A 22,928-nucleotide genomic window follows, 5' to 3' on the forward strand; every position below is an offset into this window, starting at 1 on the left:
GCACAGGAGAAGACACTCTTTCCCTTCCCAACGCTCTTCCTATCTGCATAAGTGCTTGACAGGGGAATTTCACTGTCAAGAACTTTAACACTATTTTCAGTCACACTGGTGATAGACTCTAATGCCACAATGTAACTACGATGTACACGGCAAAAGAGTGCCACGGGTAGCTGTTCCTCCAGTTGGCTGAGGTTACTACTTACCAGGTAAGTACCCTCTCTTGTAATGATCCTGGAACATCCGCCACTGGCCTCTACCAGTATGACGACTTGGCTACTCACCTTCGTGAAAAGCCCTTTACTTTTGCGAACAAATAAATCTACTGTCATAAATAAATGGGGGTTTTTATCTCTTCGAATTAAGCATCAGCAATCGATAAGCAAGATAAGCCGGGTCATGCTCAGTATAAAAATTACAGTACTCGCGTAAAGTAGGTTTATACTTCTTCGGTTTATGATTGCCGTCACGATAATCCTTGAATAGCCTTTGCGCATTACGAAGAGATTGATCAGTTAATTTTGCGATATCACAAGGATGTATCGCTGAATCTATTATACGTGCAATTTCGTCATTAACGACAATTGCGACATTAACGCCACTTTGCAATAGTTCTTAATTTTCATGCTTATTTTTATTTAGGGTTTAATTTACGTGGCAGCACAAATATAAAAATAAATGACCTTATCACAACTTTTTTAAATCACAAAAATTTACAATTACGCTATGCTAAAAAACGATCAACGCCCCAACAGGCGTAAGGAGAAACGTGTATCAAAAAAAAGAAAAATGAATAGAGAATTGATTCACATTGCCCGTGCATCCAAACTCATTCTCACAGTATGTTATTGCGGCCCTGTCTATATGCAACCTGACCGCAGCAGATTTAGATTACTTCAAAGATTTCTTTACCGGGAAGTACTCAAAAATGATTCATCCAATACTTCAGGAAAACGACATATAAGTATGTCAGGCCTGCGTCCATTGATAGGCTATGACCTGGATCCGAATCAGGCCCTGTCAGATTTTTTTGATGTCTATTATACAATTAATGTGCAGGACTACACAAAAATTATGATTGACATATCGTCTTTTATCCCGGCTGCACAGGTAATAAGTCCCACCAATGCTACACATTGCAGAATAATAGCGGTAGCTGCAGCATTGGATTTTTATAGCTATTCAGCCTACATGCAATCAACACAGTCTTCGCTTATTCCATTGAACCGCGATCCTGTAAATGCTTTTAATCTGACAATACCAATGCCCCAACCTCTTGGAGAACCCATCGTTATCCTGCTTGGCCTCTCATTCATAAATGGAGAAATAGCAGAACCAGGCATCCCGGTATACTGTCAGTCCGTAAAAATCATTCATGTAGAAAACGCAACCCCTAAAACACAAACACAAATTCAAGCGCCAACGAATGCCCAATCCCAAACTTATACACAAACACAAACACCATGAATTTTCCATTTTTCCCCCTCCACGACTTACGCGTCAGCGTGGAAGAATACCTCTGTGAGTCCGATGAACTCAAAGACGCAGCATATGATAATCTCCAGGAGACGCTCACATTCATGCAAGACGCAATAGCCGACTTTATGCTATCCGCTAAAGACGATGCTGTATTAAGAAGATACATGCGTACCTGGCAGGAGCAGGTCAGACAAATATTCGACCAGGTCCCACTATCATGGCTCGGTGATCTGGATCCACAAGAACCATCTGCATATGATGACCCTGCTGCCAGAAATAAGAATGTATGCTATGAATGCTTTCGCCTGCTAAAGGAAATGCAGCTTCAATATCCATCCCATTTCGACAAAACCAGTGCACCACCATTGATCTATATAGAAATTGAAAAATCAATGTATCACCACAAGGTGCTCCTTATCGCACAATGGATGGAAGAGAAAGGAAAACACTTACAAAAACTATGGCGCATTATGTATGCCGCCATCTGCAAATTATGGAATCAGGTGAATACCCGATTTAGTTATCACGAACATGACTATATCTGGAACCTGGTTACCCAACTAATGGCTCTCATTAACACACAGGGAGAAAACCTGCATAAAGATCAGGTATACGGGCTTTTGTTTTACCTCAATTTTAATGAAATCACTTTTATGCATCACCTCACCTCCTCCATCACGGCAGAGATGGAAAGTACGGTGTTGACAGGTGAAAAAATAAAGATTCTGAAAAATATGAATAGCACAACCAAGGATATCCTGGTCAGAAACGACGTGATCTTTGATCCGGGAAATCCACCCATCACTAAAATGCTACGACGCTGGCTGCAAGGCCAACTGGAAGAACTGCAATCCTAAAACCATCAACATACATCCCATGAATTACATCATTCATCTCAATGCCTTCTTAGATAAGGCCGCAAAGGAGAAATGGATGGTATCATACCACTATTCCCTTTACATGGCACTCTTTAACACCTGGAATAAACTGGGGTTTAGAAAAACATTTAACATCCGGCGCGACGAAATAATGTCCGCAGCAAAGATCAAAGCAAAATCTACCTATTACCGCTGCATCAAGGAACTGCATGCACATCAATACCTGGTCTATTATCCGTCTGCGCAAAGACAATGCCCGGCCACTATATCCATGATTCCATTAGATGGACTCACAGAACGGTTAAACAGACCACAAAACACGAAAATGGAGAATGCTATGGTCTCTCTGGAAGGACACTTATTACAAACTAATATAAAAACTATATCAAATGATGTGTCAAATGGTCTTCCCAATCTGGAAGAAGTACTGAAGTTTTTCTCGACACAAAATTATCCGAGAGAAGAAGCACTAAAATTCTGGTATCACCATGAAGCCACCAGCTGGCTCACCGGCAATACCCCGGTGCAACACTGGCAACCACTCGCGCATAAATGGATGTTAAACGTCTCAAAATCTAACAACAACAATGAGGATTACGACCAGTCTTTTTAACTACAAACAAATCCTGCACCTGCTGGCTGAAAAAGGCAGGGAACAATTCGGGAAACACTTCCATATACACAACGAAGACCTCCCTGTATGGATACCCATCATCGCCTGGATGCTCCGTGATGAAGAAGTGGCCAACGAGTTTAACATCGACCTGCATAAAGGCATCTTTCTAGGTGGGCCGGTAGGAGTAGGCAAAACACACATCATGCGCTTAATGCAACTCATAGTTCCGGCGCCGCTAAACTACGAATTACAAAACTGCGACAGGGTCAGTGCCGCATTTAATAGACAAGGTCCTGTTATCCTGGACAAATACATCGGTGACCCTGAAAGAAAAGATAGTTATAACCACCGTATCTGGTGCTTTGATGATCTGGGCATGGAAGAACCCGGACATTACTATCGTATTACCTGCGAGGTAATGAAAAAGATCCTGTTAGGAAGACATGAATTGTTCACTCGCTACGGTACCTTTACGCATATCACATCGTCATTAAATCCTGATGCGATTGAAAAAAAATACGGGAAAGAAGTGAGAAGCCGGATGCGGGAAATGGTAAACAGGATCACATTTGATAAAGATACGAAGGACAAGAGAGGGGCTTTCAAGCATATAAGGAGACCATAGCATTCGCTATGGTCTCCTTTAAAACACACATATGCCCGAGGGAGCACCACAATAATGGGGCCTTATTGACATCTGATTCCTGATTATCACCTTTTCCAATATTTTCATGACGAGAATCATACCATGACATTACTAAGTACTTTTTCCTCCACTAATATCCTTGTTATTTTTGTGATGTTTCTTTTACCGGTTATAATAGTATTTGTCATACTACACCTATTGCCGAAGAAAAATTCAGCAGGAAGAAAGTACACCCTCCTTCTGATCGGAATTGCTTTGTTAAGTATGCTCGTTGTATACACTCTTGTACTATAACCAGTAAAAGACATTGGAATAAAAAATAACCCAATCATGAAAAGTTATATTCCTAAGGCAAAAGATGACCTTCAGGCCGTTAGCATTTTGGAAGAGTTACCATTTGAAGAAGTCCGCATGGACGTAACCCGGCTATTAGAATGGGTACAGGATCTTCGCTGGCATGTGTCGAGACCAATTGGAGAATATCTGGCGCCGCATGTGAATGAGATCAAAGATGAAATATTGCAGGTCTTTTCGACCGATGATGATGAATGGAAGTTTAGTATCATGGCTGGCTTGATAAAACAGGCACCTATTAAACTGGATGAGGAACTGGAAGTGGTGATTAAGAGAATGAGGGATAGCCCGACGCAGAGAGAAGAAGATGCAGATCTGAAATGGATCGCCGAAAAGATATTAAATTAGTGGTGCTGCAAAAATGAATTGATTTTCAGGAACAAAAGATATTAAAATGGTACGCTAACAGTGTACCATTTGTTTTGTATATGACCAAACTCAATAGCCGGATTTAGCAGCTTTGTTTATTATTTCCTGCCTGCAGGGCAAATACATCAACTGCTGAGCAAGAGTCTGTAAATCAAAAAGTCACTTCTGCTCACGAATTAGAATTGATCGTACCGCGTAGCCATAATTTAAAATTAGTTTACGCCATAGTGACAACCTTAAAACCCTCCCCATACTCCTTCATCTCAATCGAATTCGCCACCTTCCCCGGCAGCTCCACCATCATATTCTTCCACGGCGTATACGGCAATACCCTCCACATCTGCTGACTCATCCCTCAAATACCTGCCTGATAATTGCTTTCTGTTTATTGACGTCTTTCCGATCGTAGTAAAAAGGACTTGATGGTCACCTGCCATCCGTATTTACTCAGCCACCAGCCGGGCACCGGACCAGCGATGCTGGCGCCGGAGATGAGTATATGTTTTCCTTTCATATTGTAAAAGTAGCTGAAACAATCCTATCCAGGTAAAGCCAACCAAAATGACCGGTAAAAACCAATTTTGAACCAGTGAAATATCTGAACCTTCTAAAGGCCGACTTTTACCCCATGAAAAATCAAGGTCCGAAATATCAACACAAAAATATTTTTATATTTACATAAACATCCCGTTATGGCTATCAACACCCCAGATGAATTCTTCGCACACCTTTCCCAATGGAAAGATGAACTGCTCACCCTACGCAAGATCCTCCTCAAAACCGGCCTGGAAGAAACCTTCAAATGGGGTAAACCCACCTACACTTCCAATGGCAAAAACATAGTAGGCATCAGCGACTTCAAATCCTACTGCGGACTCTGGTTTTTCCAGGGAGCCTTATTAGCAGACAATGCCAAAGTATTGATCAACGCCCAGGAAGGTACCAAGGCCATGCGTTCCATGCGCTTCGCCTCCGTAAAAGAAATTGATGAAAAACTGATCAAAGATTACGTTGCCGAAGCAGTGGCCAATGAAGCCAAAGGCATCAAAATAACCGCAGATAAAAACAAGCCGCTGATTATTCCCAAAGAACTACAAGACCTGTTAGACACAAACCCCGCACTAAAGGAGAAATTTGAAAAACTAAGTAAAACCAATCAACGGGATTTCGCAGAACACATCGCCACCGCAAAACAGGAAAAAACAAAACAGGCAAGATTAGAAAAAGTAGCCACCCTCATAGCACAAGGTATCGGTCTGCACGATAAATATAAATAAACACGCATACTACTTTGGCAGGTTGTGACCCTAAATAACCCCAAAAAACAGTCCCGCCACGACTGGCAGGACTGATTCCATTTTCGTCATTTTATCTAAATCGAACTGCGTTATTCCTTATCCCACCAAATCCTCGCTACATCCGTATTCCCACCATCCAGGCGCTCCACTGCAATTGCCAGGTTATCCGGATTGGTCGTCGCCTCTGATGTCGCATACTTAAACCGCCTCGGTATCTCCCCACTCTCATTCGCCGCATTTACCGAAGGCGTCAACACCGGGTACCCCGTCTTCCGCCATATATTCCACGCATACAAACCATTCGGATACACCGCTATAAACTGCTGTATCGCGATCTTCTTCACATTATCTGTGCCCCATACAACTCCTTCCTGTGATAAATACTCATCCGGCATATCCTCTCCCCAATCATCAAAAGACAACTGAATTCCCGCAGCATATAAAGCTGCCGCACTCTCCGTCGTCCAACCCAGATTCGCTGCCTCTGCCCGAACCAGCGTGATATATGCCGCTGAGATCAATACCATCGGACTTGTCTGCAATCGCAGATCTCCCCGTAATATCCTCGCATAACCCGTATGCGCCGCCGTCCAGTTCACAATCTCCGTCCTCGTTACACCATAAGGCAATCCCAAAGAAGAGGATGTCGTATCCCCCACAGTCGTCGTCGCACCACCAAAAGCATGCTGACGCGTATCACCTAACGATGCCATCAGATCGGTCATCGTTTCACTCTCCCCATAATCTGAGCGGGAATAATATGTCTGGTACCAAAGATTCTGATAAGCATCTCCCGGATAAACAATACTGAAATTCTCATCATTTGCAGAAATATACCCGCCTGCATTGCCAAGCGCTGTATTAAACGCTGTCGCGGCCGTTCCACCCGCGTCCGGATAGCGCTTCGATAATTGTATCGATGCCAGCATAATAATAGAATTACCTACCCGCTTCCATGCATCAGGATCACCATCAAATGCAATGTCCCCATCAATGGTCGATGCATCAATAGAATCTACCGCACCTCTGATTGTACTGATAATACCACTATAAATATCCTCCTGCTTATCGTACGCCGGCTTGGTATTCGCATCCCCCTGCAATGCTTCACTATACGGTACATCCCCCCAGTTATTTGTAATATTCAAATAGTAATACTGTTGCAGGATCTTAGCGACCTGCACCATATTATTAGTAGTACTACCTGCATACCCCATTCGGATAATCTGCTGCAAATAATTCAGGTAAGCGGAATAATACCCGGTGAAAGAAGAAGAGTTGTCTGAATAAAAACAAGTACCCGGGTATTGTGACTCCATGGCATACTGCACATAAATCCCCTGAGTAATGTAAGTCGATGCTGTATAGGCCAGTGTATAAGTCAGAAAACCTCCCGCATCTCCAGTATTTACCGCCGTAGGATTTTCGTTCGTATCTCCGAAGTCTTTTATTTTACTACAAGAGAACAAACCGGCTATCAAAAAACAATATATATACTTTCTCATTGTTGTCGATTTAGAATTAAAAGTTCAGTGTCACATTCATACCATAACTTCTGCTACCAGGCAGGTTAGCCGATTCCCCATACACATTGGCAATCTCTGACGGATCAAAGTCACCACCTGTCTTGCTATACAGCAACCATAAGTTACGCGCCACCAGCGATACATTCGCGCTGTTAAATACCTTGTCTAGTCTCAGCTTTTTCAAGGGTACATTATAACCAACAGAAATTTCACGCAGCTTCACAAACGTCAGGTCATATACATAATCATTAAAGATGTAATTGTTGTACATGTTCTGATAGTAGGTATGTGTATCTACATAAGTATCTACTTCAGTTCCATCAGCTGTATACCCTTTTAAATGCATACCTCCGCCATCTTCCACCGCATCCCTTTTAGGTTTACCTCTGTCATTCAGCCCGGCAGTTCTCGCTGTCAAGCCACTGAACGTACCCCACACTTCAGATAAGGAAACGAATTTGCCACCCAATTGCCAGTCTATATTAAAACTGAGCGTAAAGTTTTTCATGATCGTAAATGAGTTCTGTACACCCCCTGTATGTGTAGGCAAAACACTTCCATAATTGTAGGTAGAATTATTGACAAATGAAGTTCCACTGGCATTTACCAACGGGCGGCCTTTGGCATCATACGCTTTACCACCACCAATCAGTTGTCCCCAGCGCTTACCAGCCACATGGTACAGTGAAGGGAAACTGGTACTCCATATCGTACCCTGACTCGCCGTTTGATTGATATTGTATTCCTTACTGATTTCCTCCACATCGTTCTTAATGAGTGGAGACCAGTTAGATGTCAGGTACCATTTGAAATTCTTTGTAGACACGGGTATTACATTCAGGCTAAATTCCATCCCGCTGCGCTCAATAGCACCTATATTCGTCAACATAGATACATATCCGCTGGCGCCATTGATGGTCACTGTATAAGGAAAATCCTTATCCTTGGTTTTGAAATAAGTAGCGGCAATGGTGATCCTGTCTTTCAGGAAACCCAGATCCATGCCCAATTCAAATGATTGGGAAGCAGCCCCGTGAATCTTTGAATCTACCAATGCTGCGTTCGTATACATAAGCAGATTACCATTCCATTTGTTATTCAGAATACCATATAGTGATCCCGGATACCTGTAAGCACCAAATGTTTCACTGGTAGTACCTAATGCTTTGGGTACTTCACCCCAGGAGGCCCTTACCTTACCATAGTTGAGGAATGGTAACACGTTTTTAGTAAATTCAGAAAATACAAATGAGCCCCCGATTGATTTAGAGAATACACTATTATCATCAGCCGGTAGTGTACTGAAATAGTCGTTTCTGGCAGTCGCATTCAAAAACAGGAAGTTCTTATATCCCAGGTTCAGGTTGCCGAAAAATGCACGGTATTTTTCTTCTGATCTGCCGTTGCCGGATGTAGCCGTGTTGACAGAGTTGCTGATCGTGTAAAGATTATAAATGGATAATCCTCCACTCGTAGCAGCATAGTTTGTTTTAAGGAGGTACTTGTAAAAGTCCGCACCCGCCATCGCATTGATTGAGAAATCATGGATCTTTTTATTATAACTACCCTGCAATTCGATATTGCGCTTGTTATTATTTTCGCTATAGGTATAATAATAACCAACCTCTCCCGTCTGTCCACCACTCATGGCCAGATCTGAGCTACGCATATTTTCTATCCAGAGTATCGCCTGTTGTTTGCGGTAGGTAGCTGTGAATTTCAGGTCCTTATTTACTTCGTAAGTAAAGGATGCATTGCCAAAAATGCGATCAGTATTTTTATTGTAGTTGACATTGTTCAGATAGGTATAAGGATTATACCAGTAGTTGCCGGAATAGAAATTGTCTGGATCTGAACTACTGTAGGATGTTGGATTCAGGTGGTTCCAGCTGGCATATACCCCATCATCCGTCTTCAGGTTTTGCAGTTCCTTCATAATACCAATATCCAGGTCCCTGTGAAACCACTGGTTAAAACTTCCCGTCGTTGCATTGGCATAACCATCACTTACTTCGCCAAAAAGGAAAGTATTATCATAGGTGATATTTGCAGCTACCGAAAAGTGGTTATTAATAGCATAGGTACCAGTCGCATTCAGGTTGTTGCGCTTTTGATATTGCGTAGGTACCATGCCTTTGATGTACTGGTTTTGATACGCCAGTTTAAAGTTTAGCTTATCACTGTTATTCGAAAATGATACACTGTTATTGGCAGTAATACCTTTGTTAAAGAAGCTTTTTGCATTGTTCGGCTGTGGTGTAAGGGCGGCTGTCTTGTAGGAGTATTTAGTGCCGCCATACCATGCATACCAGGGAATATATTCCTGCCCGCTCATCTTCGGACCCCAGCTGGCATCATCCGCATAGTCATGATAATACTTACCATCCAGCGCCTGCCATGCTTCCGGTTGCCCTGTTGTATAATGGTATTGAATAAGTGTATCAGAAGATCCGCCGGCATATTCATTCTGATAACGCGGCAGGTTCATAACATTGTCTACCTGGATCCCCATATTCACCTGCACACCTACTCCATTACCTTTAGCACCTTTTTTCATAGTGATCACTACCGCACCATTCGCACCTCTTGAACCGTACAATGCACCGGCTGCAGGGCCTTGCAGAATGCTCACATCCTGTATCTCATCCTGGTTGATACTGTTGATGTTTGAAATAATGGTACCATCTACAATGTAAATGGGTGAATTGTCTGAACCGGTAGAAAAACCTGTAACACCTCTTAACAGGATAGAAGCATTAGATCCCAGCTTGGCGGCAGACTGGCTCCTGACCTGCAAACCAGCTACTTTACCTGCCAATGCATTGCTAAAATCGCTTTGCCGGATGGTGTTAATCTGTTCACCGGTTACTACCTGTGCATTGTAGGAAGTAGACCGTTTAGATTGTTGTGTACCATAAGCGCCGGATACAAGGACCTCTGACAAATCACTGGCAGCGGGCTTCATTACGACATTGAGTTGTGCAATAGCTGTGATCTGAATATTTTCCGTTTTAAAACCAACACTGCGTAATACCAATGTTTTAGTTTTTGCAGGCACACTGATGGAGAATGTACCATCCGGACCGGTGACGGTACCAAAGGATGTTCCGACTACACCGACGGTGACTCCCGGTATAGGTTCATCATCAATACCGACTACCTTTCCGGTAATTTTTCTGGTGTCCTGGGCCATGAGGAGACTGACTTTCAATAGAAAGATCAAAAGGAGCGCGGGTAATTTTCCTTTCATAGTTGTTTGAATTTAGATTTTGGTTTAAAAAAAGAACCTGAGTAGGTGTTGGCAATAAGTCCCTCTCCGCGATTCAGAGTGAGAATCACGGACGTTAATAAGCATCATAATAAGGCGCGTTGCCGCGTCACTTTCAATAGTTGTTTTGCAATCTTTTAAATACAAATTTGCTTATACCCCGTCAGCATAGGTATAGCCAAAGACATTCATTCACATATGATTGAATAACAAAATAACAGGATCATCATTTCGCCATTTTGGTTGACATTTATGTTTTAATCAAATGATAAGTTCAATAGTTCGGGTACTATAACTGGATAAAAACTTAGTGCGTCTTTTGCTCATATAAAAATAGTAAAAGCAAAGATTCCTTGTTTGTATTTATCAAATTTTAAGAAGAGTCAGCTAAAATACGGGCAACCTGTTTTACAATATATAGGGATCATATAATATGATTATATGTATTTCCTTTGGGGGTAAAAGCCATATCTACAGGGCGATTGGTTGATTATTGAGCACCCGGATTTTCTATATAGAGTGCGGTGCTTATTAACTTGTGGATTTTTTTATATTGGGTGCAGCACTATGGTGTGAATTATATTTATGGTATATTCGTCTTATTGACAATTATAGCCGATGAGACATCTATTTACCTTTATCCTGCTCACGCTGACAACATTTCTGCACGCACAGATCCATCCTGCTGCTCCCTGGCCGGATAACAATGGCAATCATATTCAGGCACATGGTGGTGGCATTATCAAAATCAAAGATACTTACTATTGGTACGGCGAAGAAAGACGGCAGGGACTGGATACCGGGTATCGTTATGTGAGTTGTTATGCAAGTAAAGACCTGATGCACTGGACTTCCAAAGGGGATGTGTTAAAATTGTCTGATCCTGAAAATCTCGGACATCATTGGGTATTGGAAAGACCGAAAGTATATTACAATAAGAAATCTAAAAAGTACGTCATGTACTTTCACCTCGATAACCGTAGTTATAAATTCGCCCGGGTGGGGATTGCGGTGAGCAATAAACCCGATGGTAATTATACTTACGTAAAGAGCTTTCGCCCGCTGGGTTTCGAAAGCCGTGATATCGGGCAGTTCATCGATGATGATGGTACGGCGTATATAGTATTTGAAGACAGGCCGAATGGCTTTCACATTGCGAAGTTGTCAGATGATTACATGGATGTGGAGAAGGATATGAGCCTGGTGAAAGCACCAATGGAAGGAGGCGCGATAGTACATTATAAAGGACTGTATTATTCCATAGGTTCACGGCTCACAGGCTGGGACCCTAATCCCAATAAATACGCTACTGCACCGACCCTGGAAGGTCCGTGGACGGAGTTTAAAGACATCGCACCACCAGAAAAGAAAACGTACGGCTCACAATCTACGATGTTACTGAAAGTAGATACCACGGTGATATTTATGGGTGATATCTGGAAGCCTAAAGAACAATGGAATTCCGCGTACCTTTGGATGCCATTGCAGATAGGTGATGGAAAGCTATTCCTGCCGGAGCCTCAGCCCTGGACGATAGATGTGAAGACGGGGGCGTGGAAAAGGATAGATGCATCCACGGAGTCTAAATGAGATGGTATGATGCATCTGTGGTATCTAAATGTGATGGTATGACGCATTCATGTTATCTAAATAAGATGGTATGACGCATTCATGTTATCTAATGAGATAGATGGTATGATGCATTCATGATATCTAAATAAGATGGTATGACGCATTCATGTTATCTAATGAGATAGATGGTATGATGCATTCATGTTATCTAAATAAGAGGCCATTTTACCGAAATAGAATTATTCCATAAAGCAACTCCCTTCATCCGTATTTGCCTGTTTTTTTACGCTAGCAACAGCTCCCTAATCGTTCCATTTCCGGGCAAATCCACTGCGACTACCACCACCTTACCACCAGGCGGTAAGCCCACCGTTTTATAATACCAATCCACGCCATTCCGCCCCAATACTGCCTTGCCCCTTTCTAATATGCTGCCTGCAGCATCGACTACCCGTACTTCCACTTCCGCAACCCTGAATTCATCTTTCGCCGTCACCACCACATCCATCTCTTCCAACCGGATTTGCTGGATCTCCGGAGACCTGAAAGCATCCTTCACCGCCATATTATAAGCATTCTGGCCAGGTCCTGCGAGTGATTGATAATAAGCCTTTAACACCGGATCTTTCAGTATTACCTTGGCATAAGCCGCCGCAATTTTCATCTTATATCTTGCTTCCAGCTGTTTTTTCGTTGGCTTTTTCTTTGACGGACCGCGTTTCTTCGCCATGATTATCTGCCCGTTCCTTTCGTAAATCGTGATTTGATCGCCGAGCGTGCCTCGCACGAGTTGGAGGAGTATGTTGTCTTTTACAAGCGCCATAACAAACAATTTTGGGATTATAAGAACAATATTAATACATACGCTGGAGCTATAGTGTGACTATAATACCAAATGAGTACTAACACATCACTAAATATTCACCTCAATATCGAATCGATATATGGATGTACTTGTAATGACCTTATAATGTCGTTTTGGTATTGTAGTCACGACGTATTTTGTACCTTTGCACCCTATGGTTAAGATCGATCAAATAGTGCTGCCCGAATTCCCTTTGCTCCTTGCGCCTATGGAAGACGTGAGCGACCCGCCATTTCGCGTGGTGTGTAAAGAGAATGGTGCCGACCTGATGTACACGGAATTCATTTCCAGCGAAGGACTGGTGAAGGATACCGAGAAATGCCGTCGTCGGCTGGCCATATTTGGAGAGGAAAGACCGGTTGGCGTACAGATCTTTGGGGGCGATGAGGACAAGCTCGCTATGGCGGCTAAAATCGTCGATATGACCCAGCCAGACCTGCTGGATATCAACTTTGGCTGTCCGATCAAGGGGATTGTGAACAGGGGAGCAGGATCAGGGGTGTTAAAAAATATCGATCTTATGGTGCGCCTCACAGAAGCCTGCGTAAAAGCCACCCACCTGCCGGTAACGGTAAAGACACGCCTTGGATGGGATGAAGATTCAAAAAATATTGAGGAAGTGGCGGAACGCCTGCAGGATGTAGGGGTGAAAGCCCTCGCCATTCATGGCAGGACCCGGTGTCAGTTGTATAAAGGGGAGGCCAACTGGGAACTGATTGGCAAGGTGAAAAATAACCCACGGATCAGGATCCCAATCTTTGGAAACGGGGATATTGATAGTCCGCAGAAAGCATTGGAATATAAAAATCGCTATGGAATTGATGGGATAATGATTGGCCGTGCGGCCATCGGGTATCCATGGATTTTCAGAGAGGTAAAGCACTATATTCAAACAGGGGAGCTATTACCCGGTCCAAATCTCGCAGAAAGAATCGCCGCCTGCAAGCTTCAGTTAAGTAAATCTATCGAATGGAGAGGGCCGCAAATGGGGGTATTTGCCATGCGGAAACACATGACTACTTATTTGAAAGGGTTGCCAGCGTTTCAGGAGTTTCGTAAGCGGTTGGTATCAACTACTATTCACGAAGAAATAGAGCAGGTATTGGATGAAATACAGGCAGCTTACAAAGGATTTGAATTTGAAAACAAACCTATTCAACTGGTAAACTATCACGAGAATTGCGCACTTTGATAATGGCTAGACCATATCAGGGAGTTAGCCGGATCTGATTTTATCCAAACCTATTCAACTGGTAAACTATCACGGGAATTGCGCACTCTAATGATTGCCAGATCATCCGTAGGTCTCAATCCTGCCTCATGTTCCAGGTATTTCAATTTCTTCTCCAACAACCCGGTATCAGATAATAAATAAGAAACAGGATCCAGATCCGTCTCTCCGCCTTCTAATGCCATAAAAGAACTGATACCATCTGTGGAGATGCTGATATCCTGCCAGTTAGTAATTGATAAAAACGCCTGCTTACCATACCAGCCATCAAAATCTTCCTGCAAATGATAACCTAAATAATCCGGCTTATTATCCTGCTCATATTCAGTCACCTGACCATCTATACTCACCACACCATCACCAACCACCAAACCTACGCCATTGCCAGGTTCCACCAGCAAAATAATAATCGTTGTCAACATTTCCTCTTTCGACAATTGCAATTGATTCTTCAATAATTTTAACTCATTAAATAATTGCTGTACAATACTTTTTAATTGTAAGCGCAAAGACGATTGTGATGGCTGAAAAAACTCAAGATAATGTCGTTCTTTTACAATCTTACGTAGCAATTTCCCTACTAAAGTAGAAATGAAATAACTATCCGTACCCATCGTGCATCCATCCATGACTGCACATAGCAATCTGTCGGTACCGATGTGATCATGGAATAAATAATCTTCGCAGTGTTGTAAATGGTAAGCGCCTATTTGAAGAGTGGAGTCAATATGCATAGGTATATGCCGCAAAGGTAAGGCATTATCCTGAATTAAGCGCAGGCTATATATTGATGTCTTGCTGTACAATCAACTCTTTGGTCTCCTCTGGTTTATGATTATACTTTCGCATTTCATCCCGGAATTTCTGAAGAGAGTTTGCACAGTTTCGATTTAACTGAGGTTTCAATTTATTGCAAATTCTTGCAGTAATCTTATCGTAATCATGTATGTTATGATTATCTGCAAACAATCTGATCGAATTAATGATCTGATCTGTTGATTTACTGATCCATTTAGTCTTACTTATTCGTTCTTTCAGTTCGACAAAAGAAAGTTGGTTGTCATGCGCCAATAAGCCGTCCCACAAACTCTCAATATATTGTTCATTGGGAGATGGTAAGGGAATTCGTATAGCATGATCCAGTCCATAAAAATCCGTTTGTATTCTACCCGGATTTTTTACAATACCAATCCATTTAAATTTATCTACCTCTAAAATATAGGATGGATTTTTAGCAGGAGCAGGATCATCACAAAGCCCAAATTCCTCCTGAATTGATTGTGTGTGGTGTGCGCTAAAAAAATCTATCGGTATTTATCTTCAATATCTAAAAGTTGAGAAAATAAAATGTTTGAATTCTCCAGCATTTCATTCAGGTAGTTTTCATCTGATGGAAGGCCTTTATAATTATCAAGTTTTATTACTTCGCCCTTATTATCAATTTCGTAGATGACTAAGTCTTCTGAATTCAAAGCCGAATTATATGGTACAACATTTTCAATTTCTTCCAGTAATTCTTCCTTTCCTGCATCTTCTATTTTTTGATATACACTCCATGCTTTTACTGCCAGGGTCAAATAACTTAAAATATAAGGACTATGAGTAGTGATGATTAGTTCATTACCTTTACTTAGATTGTAGTACTCTAATAGGCTTCCCATAATTGACCATTGGGAAGTAGGAAATAAATTTTGCTCAGGTTCTTCTACTATGTTTATAAATGCTGTTTTGGTAAACTGGAAAGAAAGTGCTGATATCGCTTTACGACGCAACTCTTCTGATAAGTCGGGGTTTCTCAATATTTCACTAACAGCATCTTTAAACCTTTTAGACTCATCTGTACTCATTGGTTCCCTGGCTGAATTAAAGTTACCTTTAACAATATTGGCGAGATACCACGTTACTAAATATAATGGAACTACAGATTGAAAGCCACTTGAAGCACGATAAAGATTATCCTGATAACCATCTCCAACCAAAAATAACTCATCCCTGGTCGAACTATACTTCAGCAACATTCCATTAATAGGCAATCTTAGTGTGTCATTTATATTCTTTTTTGCATTTTCAAGCTCGGAAAGCATTTCAATTAGTGGCTCTGAAACTAAGCGAATGGCTTTCGGATCGCTTATTGCACTAAGAAAGTTTCGCTCTGCAGGTATATATATAATTTGGGGCAAAAGGTAATTATCTTTAGCCTTTTCTGTTATTTTAAGATGCCTGGGCGTATAAACTATATCTACTGCTTCTCCCTGATATGCTATTTCTGGTTCAATTTCCTTTGTTTGACCAAATAAATCAGCGTATTCTGGAAGATAATGGCTGATTTTATGATACTCCAAACGGCTTCTGAAAGCATCCATTTGCTCAAAATAACTTTTGGGATAATCACCTCTGGTAATCGCCTTTTCTATCCATTTAAATGTAGAAATAAGTTTGGCCAGCGTACTTTTACCAGTACCCTGATCTCCAATAAAAAGTGTTGCCTTTTTAAGGTCTATCCATTCGTCTTTGAATCCTTCTTTTATCGGCCCGAAGTTTTTGACCTTAATCTTAACCATCCTATGTATAAAGTTTTAACCCATAGATAGATGATGATAAATGCTTGTATGAAAACAAGTGCCTCAAAGTTAGGTAAAATTATAGCAAAGTTTGTTGGTGAGATATCTTACTTTTTTTATCAAACAATATGAAAAGGCAAAGGAGTTCATTACGAACAATCCTGTGCCGGTGGAGCTACTAAAGGTAGAATAACTTACTTACGATAGCAGGTTGTAAAATTGACACCTGCTGAAATATTATAAATAAAGCCCCACCATTTGGCAAGGCTTAGAACATGTTTAAAAATAATCGAGTGGCAAATTACCCGGAAACTACCTTCCGTAAAGGGGGTTATTCCACAAAAAGGTAGGTGACAGGTCGAACGATCTTTTTTCTGGCTGATTTTTTTCAGTAGGCTAGATAAGGATCATGAGAGGCTACCTGAATCATCTGTTGCGTTCATTAAGATAGCATTCATTAATATTCTTCTAAAATGAGTCGTTCAGAAATTTAAACATGTTCTTAGTTAAGATGGCAGATTGTAGAATTTACGCTTGGTGAATCATTATGAATAAAGCCCTGCTGTTCGGCGGGGCTTTATTCATAATGATTCCTTATAAAATATGAAGGGAATGATGTGTGGTGAAAAATTTGTGTAATGGTTTCTCAAATTGATTTCTCTATTTGCAGCTGTTGATACAAGGCAGAAAATGAATGAAAGTGAACAAAGAAATTGTTATCGGTAAACCTACATTTGTAGTACCATGAATACAGAGAAATATCCTTATATAAAAGCCGACGTTTCCGCACAATTTAAATTTGAAAGTCGGGGCCCGAATGGTGCTATAAAAAAGATGGTGATTTATAAATTATTAGGAACACTAGCAGATGAAACACTTCTTTTCAATCTGGGCTTTGGAGATTACAATGAGATGGAGGAATCTTATAATGATCTTACTGTTTCAAACAATGAAGACAGATTAAAGGTACTAGCTACAGTCGCGGGTACGGTAATGGAATTTACAGCGCCTTATGAAAAGATCGCTATTCATGCTGTTGGTAGTACTCCATCCAGAACCAGGCTTTATCAGATGGGTATTAATGCATACAGGGAAGAAATAGAGACTCATTTTAAAATTCTTGGTTATAGTGACGACTGTTGGCAGGAATTCAAATCTGGTATTAATTATGAAGCGTTTCTGGCAATAAAAAAATAATTGTAAATTTGTTTAAACAGGAAAAATATGGCATTTAAATTTTCCAAAAAAATAGAAGAGAAAAATGAATCTTTATCCCCTCAAAAGGAGATAGCTCTTGCCGATCCACAGAAGAGCCCGTTTTTTATTAAACAGTTTGAAAAGGCAAAGGAGTTCATGAAGAACAATCCTGTGCCGGTGGAGTTACTAAAGGTTAAATAGTGTTGCTAAGGTAGCAGGCGGAAGTATTTACGCTTGCCTGTATATTAAGGTGGATAATATATTATAATTAAAGCCTCGCCGAACAGCGGGGCTTTAATTATTTTGATTCCATATAAATTATACTGGTAATAATGAGTGGCGGAAGATTTCTTATAATACATGAAAATACCAGTCTTGACTAATGTAATATCCTGATTACATTCACCGAATTCGGCTTTAATAACACTCGCAAAGAATCTCCCACCACTGTCTCCGGTACATATTCCATCGGCGCTTCCATACTATTCTCCGCATTCGCAGGAGCCGATAAGGAACTAATTACTAAAACATGCTTCCCCGCTGTTTCAAGTTTAATATCCGCCATTACTGATGAACCATACCCATTTACCGCTTTTACAATAACATCCCCATTCTTCGCCTTCCCCGCTATACTATAGAATTTCTGCGGCGGGATATATTGCATAATCAATGTATCATTTAAAAAGCACTTCACCGTATCCTTGCCCACGTCTAATTTTACATCATACCAACGCCCGGTTTCCAAAGGATTCATTTTCTTTTGATCTGAAATCCCCGCTACGTCATACCCATTCGTAACACTTTCAAATACACAATGACTATTCCACCATGAACCAATATGTGCCCGTAAATAAGTATTACTATCCAATACTGCAAACGGGATCATGAACGCATTGACCCCACCTGTTTTGCGTGCCTTCAGTGTTAATGTGTAACGATCGAAAGAGTGGTTTTTTAATACTGCCAGTTGCTGTGCGCCTTCCGCAGTTTGCGCAATAGAAGAGTCAGTTACTTTCCAGGCACCTCTTGGAAATGACCATTCTGAAAGATCAAATGCCTGACCATTTACTTTGATATCTTTGAATTCAGCTTCTGTATCCCATGTGCCTACACCAATACCTCCTGAATAAAGTGGGGCGTCATTATCAGAAGAAACAGTAACTGATGTAGGTAGATTGAAATCCGCTTTATTATCTGCGAGTAATTTAATAGCATAATAAGAAATACGCGCATAACTATTCGCTGCATCAAAATGAATGAGATTAACCGGCCAGTCTACATCGTGTTCATTTACTAATAAAGGAGCATAGGATGACATTTTTACCAGGTCTGCATTCTTCTCCATGCTGAGTACATAAATCGCATCACTTACTGCCGCCTGCATATTACCTGTGCCTACGCCGGAATTGGTGGCGTATTCTCCTACATACATATCCCAGTCGCCACGTTTGTATTTATCAAAGTGATCGAAATTCCGCATGCTCCAATAAGCATCTTTGTAAGCATGTTCATCTACCCGTTGTACATGTTGCATACTGTCTAAGGTATGCCTGTTTACATCACCGATGCCCATGCTGGCCAGGATGGTAATGTTTGGATACTTTGCATGTATGGCATCATAAAAGCGATTATATCGCTTTGCATAGACAGGGCCATGTTGTTCATTGCCTACCTCTACATATTTCAATGGAAAAGGAGCAGGGTGCCCGTTGGAAGCCCTTACAGCTCCCCATTTGGATGTAACCGGCCCTATGGCATATTCTATTGCATCCAGTGCATCCTGAATGTAGGGTTGTAATAATGAATCTGGTACTGATGTGCCGCTACGGTATTCGCAGGATGTACCTGCGTTGAATACAAACAATGCATCTGCATGGATATCTTCACAGAATTGCAAATATTCATGGTATCCAAATCCATCGCTGCTCCAATATCCCCACGGACTAAATGTACCTGGGCGATTTTCTAATTTACCAATCGTGTTTTTCCAGTTGGGCGCGCTTTCAATGGTAATGCCTTCTACGAAGCAGCCACCTGGCCATCTTACAAAGGATGGATGCAGACTGTCGATGAAGGTAGCAATGTCATTGCGTAAGCCGTTAGGTCTGTTGTGAAAAGTTTTGATAGGAAATAGCGAAACGAAGTCTACATATGCAGTGCCTTTCGAGCCAAAGTCTAAAAAGAATTTTGCTTTGTCAGCCGTACTATCTGGTACAAGTACACATTCGTATTTTTGCCAGTCATTATTAGTAGCAATATCAAATTGATGTGCAGCGATGATATGATCGTGGGATGTTAAACCCGCTGTGACAGTACCTTTATACCCTCTTAAATAGAAAGATAGTTGATAGCTTTCACCAGCTTTTACAGCGATACCCCAAAAGCCTTCATTGATTAAGGTGGCAGGGGCTTGTAGTTTTAATGAGTGTGGTGTAGCAGCCGATAAAGGATGATCTATAGTCAGAGAAACATTGGGAGAAATTAATTTTGCATTAGTCCCGGATACAACCTTGTCGTCATTACTATCCCTTTTCACCGACCATGCCGGCCAGTCACTCTTATAAGGCCATTCCATTTTCCATTCTGTTGGCGGCGCCTCCAGCATACCATTTACCAGTTTAGTCCCCGCTGGTATCCGACTCTCTTCAAATCCCCTGTTCTGAATCATTTCAGCATATAATCCCCCTTCTCCTGCATGACTGATTTCTTCAAAAAAGATGCCATGTAAGGTAGACGGGATTGTATCTTCAGAGCGTAAACTTTTAACCTCAATTGTACTTTGTATAACAGGAAAGGCTTTTAGCAATTTTACCCCATGCGGTGGTATTTTTGCACGAAAGCTATCTGTGCAAAATCTTTCATCACGCTGTCTCCATACATTATGTAATAATACTTTTGATGGCAGTCCTACCTCTTTAAATGATAAGGTGATATCACGATATACTGTATCTAAATTAAATATTCCAATTGCCTTGCTACCATCAGATAATTCCTTCACCCAGATATTATCCTTCACCCGTACCGCCTGCTTCCCTAATGTATCCTGATCTATCGCAATCACCTCATCATTCGTCAATAAATTCAACGTAAAGCTATCCAGTTTGCTAATATCGCAACCAATCAACAACGGTGCTGATAACAAACTCCACAAACTTACATGCGTATATTGCTCATCAGGTGTCAATCTGGAAGGATGCAGACTTTCTCCCCAACCCACCTGACCTACGATCATCATATCCGGATCATTCCATTTACCTGGGCCTGCATACGGTGCCAGTGGCCCCTGACTAAACCCGATATTATATAGGCTCTCCCATGTATCATCGATATCTTCTGTCGTACGCCAGCTTTGGGCATTGACGGATGGGGCCCATTCCCATACCCGCTTCATCCCATACTGACAAAGATTGTATACAATATCCCTTTTTTGCGACGCCAATGCCTGCTGCATCACTTTGAACGGATAGATATAAGCAGCTAATGACGTATCTGTTTGCACATAACTACACCAGTCATATTTTAGATAATCTACTCCCCATGCACTATAGACATTTGCATCGGCTGATTCATGTTGATATGAACCCAGAAAACCACCACAGGTAAGTGGGCCGGGGGAGGAGTAGATACCGAATTTTAAACCTTGATTGTGTAGCCAGTCACCGAGTCCTTTCATATCTCCAAATTTTTCATTGGGTGAAAGAGTCCCATCTGCATTGCGTGCTGCTGCCTGCCAACCGTCGTCAATGTTGATATAAGACCAGCCATGATCTGCGAGGCCTTTGTCAATCAACGCCTGTGCAGAGCTTTTTACTTTATCTTCGCTTACGCTCAGGCCCCAGCAGTTCCAGCTGTTCCACCCCATAGGAGGCGTGAGTTGTAAAAGAGAATCGACTTTTATCAGGATGGTTTTTGAAGTAGTACCATGGGAATTGGACACCAGTATTTGAATAGGGTAGTGGCCAACAGCAGCAATGGATCCTTTTATGATAGCTCCTTCCTGTATAAGACCGGATGGCAATCCTGTTATTTTATAAGTTAAAGGTGTGGCGCCTGTAGCTGCGATACGGAATAATATAGGATGGCCTGGCCTTGCACCTGATACCAACGCATTATTGATTCTCGGGAATACACCTGGCGCGGGTGTTTGAATGTAAGGGACTATTATCTGTCCTTGTGTGGTCAGACCAGTGCCCGTTTCTTTGAATGTGTATTTAAATACAATGCCATCTTTCTGAGGTGCATCAACAGGAAAGGTTTTCTCTTCAAGGGGAGCAAGACTTGTTGGAATAGAAGCATGTTTAATCTCCCGGCCTTCATCTAAAACTGAATAACTAAAGGTCCCTTCTATTCGCAGGCCAAAGTTATTCTTAATATTACCCAAACTCACACTGATCCCATCCACTTTCTCCAACATATCTACAAAAGGCTGTCCCATAAATATCCCTCCGGTGCCACCGCCATCATACACCCTCACCGCTATCACATTCTCCTTATCCCATTTTATAGCCGGATGATCTGCCGCTAAGTGATACGACCGCACATTCGGCCATTTACTTACATACCCACCTTTATCCTCCGGCGTAGTACCTGTTTTACCAATTAATACACCATTCAAATAGGTAGCATCCACATCATTCACATGTGCGAGAAATATCCGTAAGCTATCTTGCCATTGCCCGCTCTTGTGTAACCGAACATGAAACCGGTACCACGCATATCCATGGTAATCAGGATAGCCTTGTTCCTGCCAAACCTTACCCGGAACAATAGTCCCCCATGAACGATCATCAAACGATGAAGAAGCCCAAAGTGGAGCATCACCTGTTTTGAATTTTGCAGAAGAAAATACGACTGCTCCGGGATGCTGTGCAAAAGCAACAGAAGAAATCAGCGGGAAAAGGATGATCAGAACAGGTGTCAGATATCGTTGGATATTGCAATTTAAGAATGCCTGCTTAAAAAGAAATAGCGTTAAATCCCTGGTCAGATCCCTATTTAAGAATACCTGCTTAATAGAAAATAGCTTCAAATATCTGGTCATATTACCATGTAAGTATGCCTGCTTAGTGAG

Annotated in this window: 18 protein-coding genes; 10 read left to right on the plus strand and 8 right to left on the minus strand. The window is 41.6% G+C overall.

Going from position 1 to position 22,928, the window contains the following annotated elements:
* Positions 1 to 329 (minus strand): LytTR family DNA-binding domain-containing protein (locus tag BW716_RS24365; protein ID WP_143709005.1); only part of this gene is annotated, 329 nt, incomplete at its 3' end.
* Between the two features lie 457 nt (positions 330 to 786).
* On the opposite strand from BW716_RS24365, the gene BW716_RS24370 reads away from it, so the two are divergent.
* From BW716_RS24370 to BW716_RS24395, 5 genes are all read left to right on the plus strand, one after another.
* Positions 787 to 1,464, plus strand: a complete 678-nt coding sequence (locus BW716_RS24370) for a hypothetical protein (protein WP_143709006.1) — start codon at positions 787 to 789, stop codon at positions 1,462 to 1,464.
* A complete protein-coding gene (locus BW716_RS24375) occupies positions 1,461 to 2,333 on the plus strand; it encodes a hypothetical protein (protein WP_143709007.1) in 873 nt (290 codons plus the stop codon). The genes BW716_RS24370 and BW716_RS24375 overlap by 4 nt, the downstream gene beginning before the upstream one ends.
* A 19-nt stretch (positions 2,334 to 2,352) precedes the next feature.
* On the plus strand, positions 2,353 to 2,967 hold the full coding sequence (locus BW716_RS24380; protein WP_143709008.1) for a hypothetical protein: 615 nt from the start codon (positions 2,353 to 2,355) through the stop codon (positions 2,965 to 2,967).
* The gene (locus BW716_RS24385; RefSeq protein WP_083726959.1) at positions 2,942 to 3,595 is read left to right on the plus strand and encodes a hypothetical protein; all 654 of its coding nucleotides are present in this window, start codon (positions 2,942 to 2,944) and stop codon (positions 3,593 to 3,595) included. Before BW716_RS24380 ends, BW716_RS24385 begins: the two co-directional genes overlap by 26 nt.
* A 351-nt stretch (positions 3,596 to 3,946) precedes the next feature.
* Positions 3,947 to 4,318, plus strand: coding sequence for a DUF5071 domain-containing protein (locus BW716_RS24395; RefSeq protein WP_083726963.1), 372 nt, complete (start codon positions 3,947 to 3,949; stop codon positions 4,316 to 4,318).
* 406 nt (positions 4,319 to 4,724) lie between these two features.
* On the opposite strand, the gene BW716_RS38495 is transcribed toward BW716_RS24395, so the two are convergent.
* A complete protein-coding gene (locus BW716_RS38495; RefSeq protein ID WP_255373898.1) occupies positions 4,725 to 4,853 on the minus strand; it encodes a hypothetical protein in 129 nt (42 codons plus the stop codon).
* Positions 4,854 to 5,031: 178 nt separating this feature from the next.
* Between BW716_RS38495 and BW716_RS24400 the strand changes: the two genes are divergently transcribed.
* The gene (locus BW716_RS24400; protein WP_083726965.1) at positions 5,032 to 5,616 is read left to right on the plus strand and encodes a YdeI family protein; all 585 of its coding nucleotides are present in this window, start codon (positions 5,032 to 5,034) and stop codon (positions 5,614 to 5,616) included.
* 110 nt (positions 5,617 to 5,726) lie between these two features.
* On the opposite strand, the gene BW716_RS24405 is transcribed toward BW716_RS24400, so the two are convergent.
* Entirely contained in the window at positions 5,727 to 7,142 is a 1,416-nt protein-coding gene (locus BW716_RS24405) for a SusD/RagB family nutrient-binding outer membrane lipoprotein (protein ID WP_083726967.1), read from the minus strand.
* 16 nt (positions 7,143 to 7,158) lie between these two features.
* On the minus strand, positions 7,159 to 10,413 hold the full coding sequence (locus BW716_RS24410) for a SusC/RagA family TonB-linked outer membrane protein (protein WP_083726969.1): 3,255 nt from the start codon (positions 10,411 to 10,413) through the stop codon (positions 7,159 to 7,161).
* A 636-nt stretch (positions 10,414 to 11,049) separates the two neighbouring features.
* Here BW716_RS24410 and BW716_RS24415 point away from each other — a divergent pair.
* Positions 11,050 to 12,021: a family 43 glycosylhydrolase gene (locus BW716_RS24415; protein WP_083726971.1), complete on the plus strand. Its 972-nt coding sequence runs from the start codon at positions 11,050 to 11,052 to the stop codon at positions 12,019 to 12,021.
* A gap of 265 nt (positions 12,022 to 12,286) precedes the next feature.
* Here the strand turns inward: BW716_RS24415 and BW716_RS24420 are convergent, their stop codons facing one another.
* On the minus strand, positions 12,287 to 12,826 hold the full coding sequence (locus BW716_RS24420) for a hypothetical protein (RefSeq protein ID WP_083726973.1): 540 nt from the start codon (positions 12,824 to 12,826) through the stop codon (positions 12,287 to 12,289).
* Between the two features lie 196 nt (positions 12,827 to 13,022).
* On the opposite strand from BW716_RS24420, the gene dusB reads away from it, so the two are divergent.
* Positions 13,023 to 14,060 (plus strand): tRNA dihydrouridine synthase DusB, encoded by a 1,038-nt coding sequence (dusB, locus tag BW716_RS24425; RefSeq protein WP_083726975.1) that lies wholly within the window; start codon positions 13,023 to 13,025, stop codon positions 14,058 to 14,060.
* Between the two features lie 50 nt (positions 14,061 to 14,110).
* On the opposite strand, the gene BW716_RS24430 is transcribed toward dusB, so the two are convergent.
* Together BW716_RS24430 and BW716_RS24440 are read right to left on the minus strand one after the other, a co-directional pair.
* The gene (locus tag BW716_RS24430; RefSeq protein ID WP_083726977.1) at positions 14,111 to 14,833 is read right to left on the minus strand and encodes a protein phosphatase 2C domain-containing protein; all 723 of its coding nucleotides are present in this window, start codon (positions 14,831 to 14,833) and stop codon (positions 14,111 to 14,113) included.
* A 570-nt stretch (positions 14,834 to 15,403) separates the two neighbouring features.
* A complete protein-coding gene (locus BW716_RS24440) occupies positions 15,404 to 16,660 on the minus strand; it encodes an AAA family ATPase (RefSeq protein ID WP_083726981.1) in 1,257 nt (418 codons plus the stop codon).
* A gap of 744 nt (positions 16,661 to 17,404) precedes the next feature.
* Here BW716_RS24440 and BW716_RS24445 point away from each other — a divergent pair.
* Both BW716_RS24445 and BW716_RS36905 read left to right on the plus strand, forming a co-directional pair.
* Positions 17,405 to 17,857 (plus strand): hypothetical protein, encoded by a 453-nt coding sequence (locus BW716_RS24445; RefSeq protein WP_083726983.1) that lies wholly within the window; start codon positions 17,405 to 17,407, stop codon positions 17,855 to 17,857.
* Between the two features lie 27 nt (positions 17,858 to 17,884).
* Entirely contained in the window at positions 17,885 to 18,058 is a 174-nt protein-coding gene (locus tag BW716_RS36905) for a hypothetical protein (protein ID WP_179091252.1), read from the plus strand.
* A gap of 178 nt (positions 18,059 to 18,236) precedes the next feature.
* Here the strand turns inward: BW716_RS36905 and BW716_RS24450 are convergent, their stop codons facing one another.
* Complete coding sequence (locus tag BW716_RS24450; RefSeq protein ID WP_179091253.1) at positions 18,237 to 22,898, minus strand: alpha-L-arabinofuranosidase C-terminal domain-containing protein; 4,662 nt, start codon at positions 22,896 to 22,898, stop codon at positions 18,237 to 18,239.
* Positions 22,899 to 22,928 lie beyond the last annotated feature (30 nt).

Source organism: [Flexibacter] sp. ATCC 35208, from assembly GCF_001975825.1.
GTDB lineage: Bacteria > Bacteroidota > Bacteroidia > Chitinophagales > Chitinophagaceae > Chitinophaga.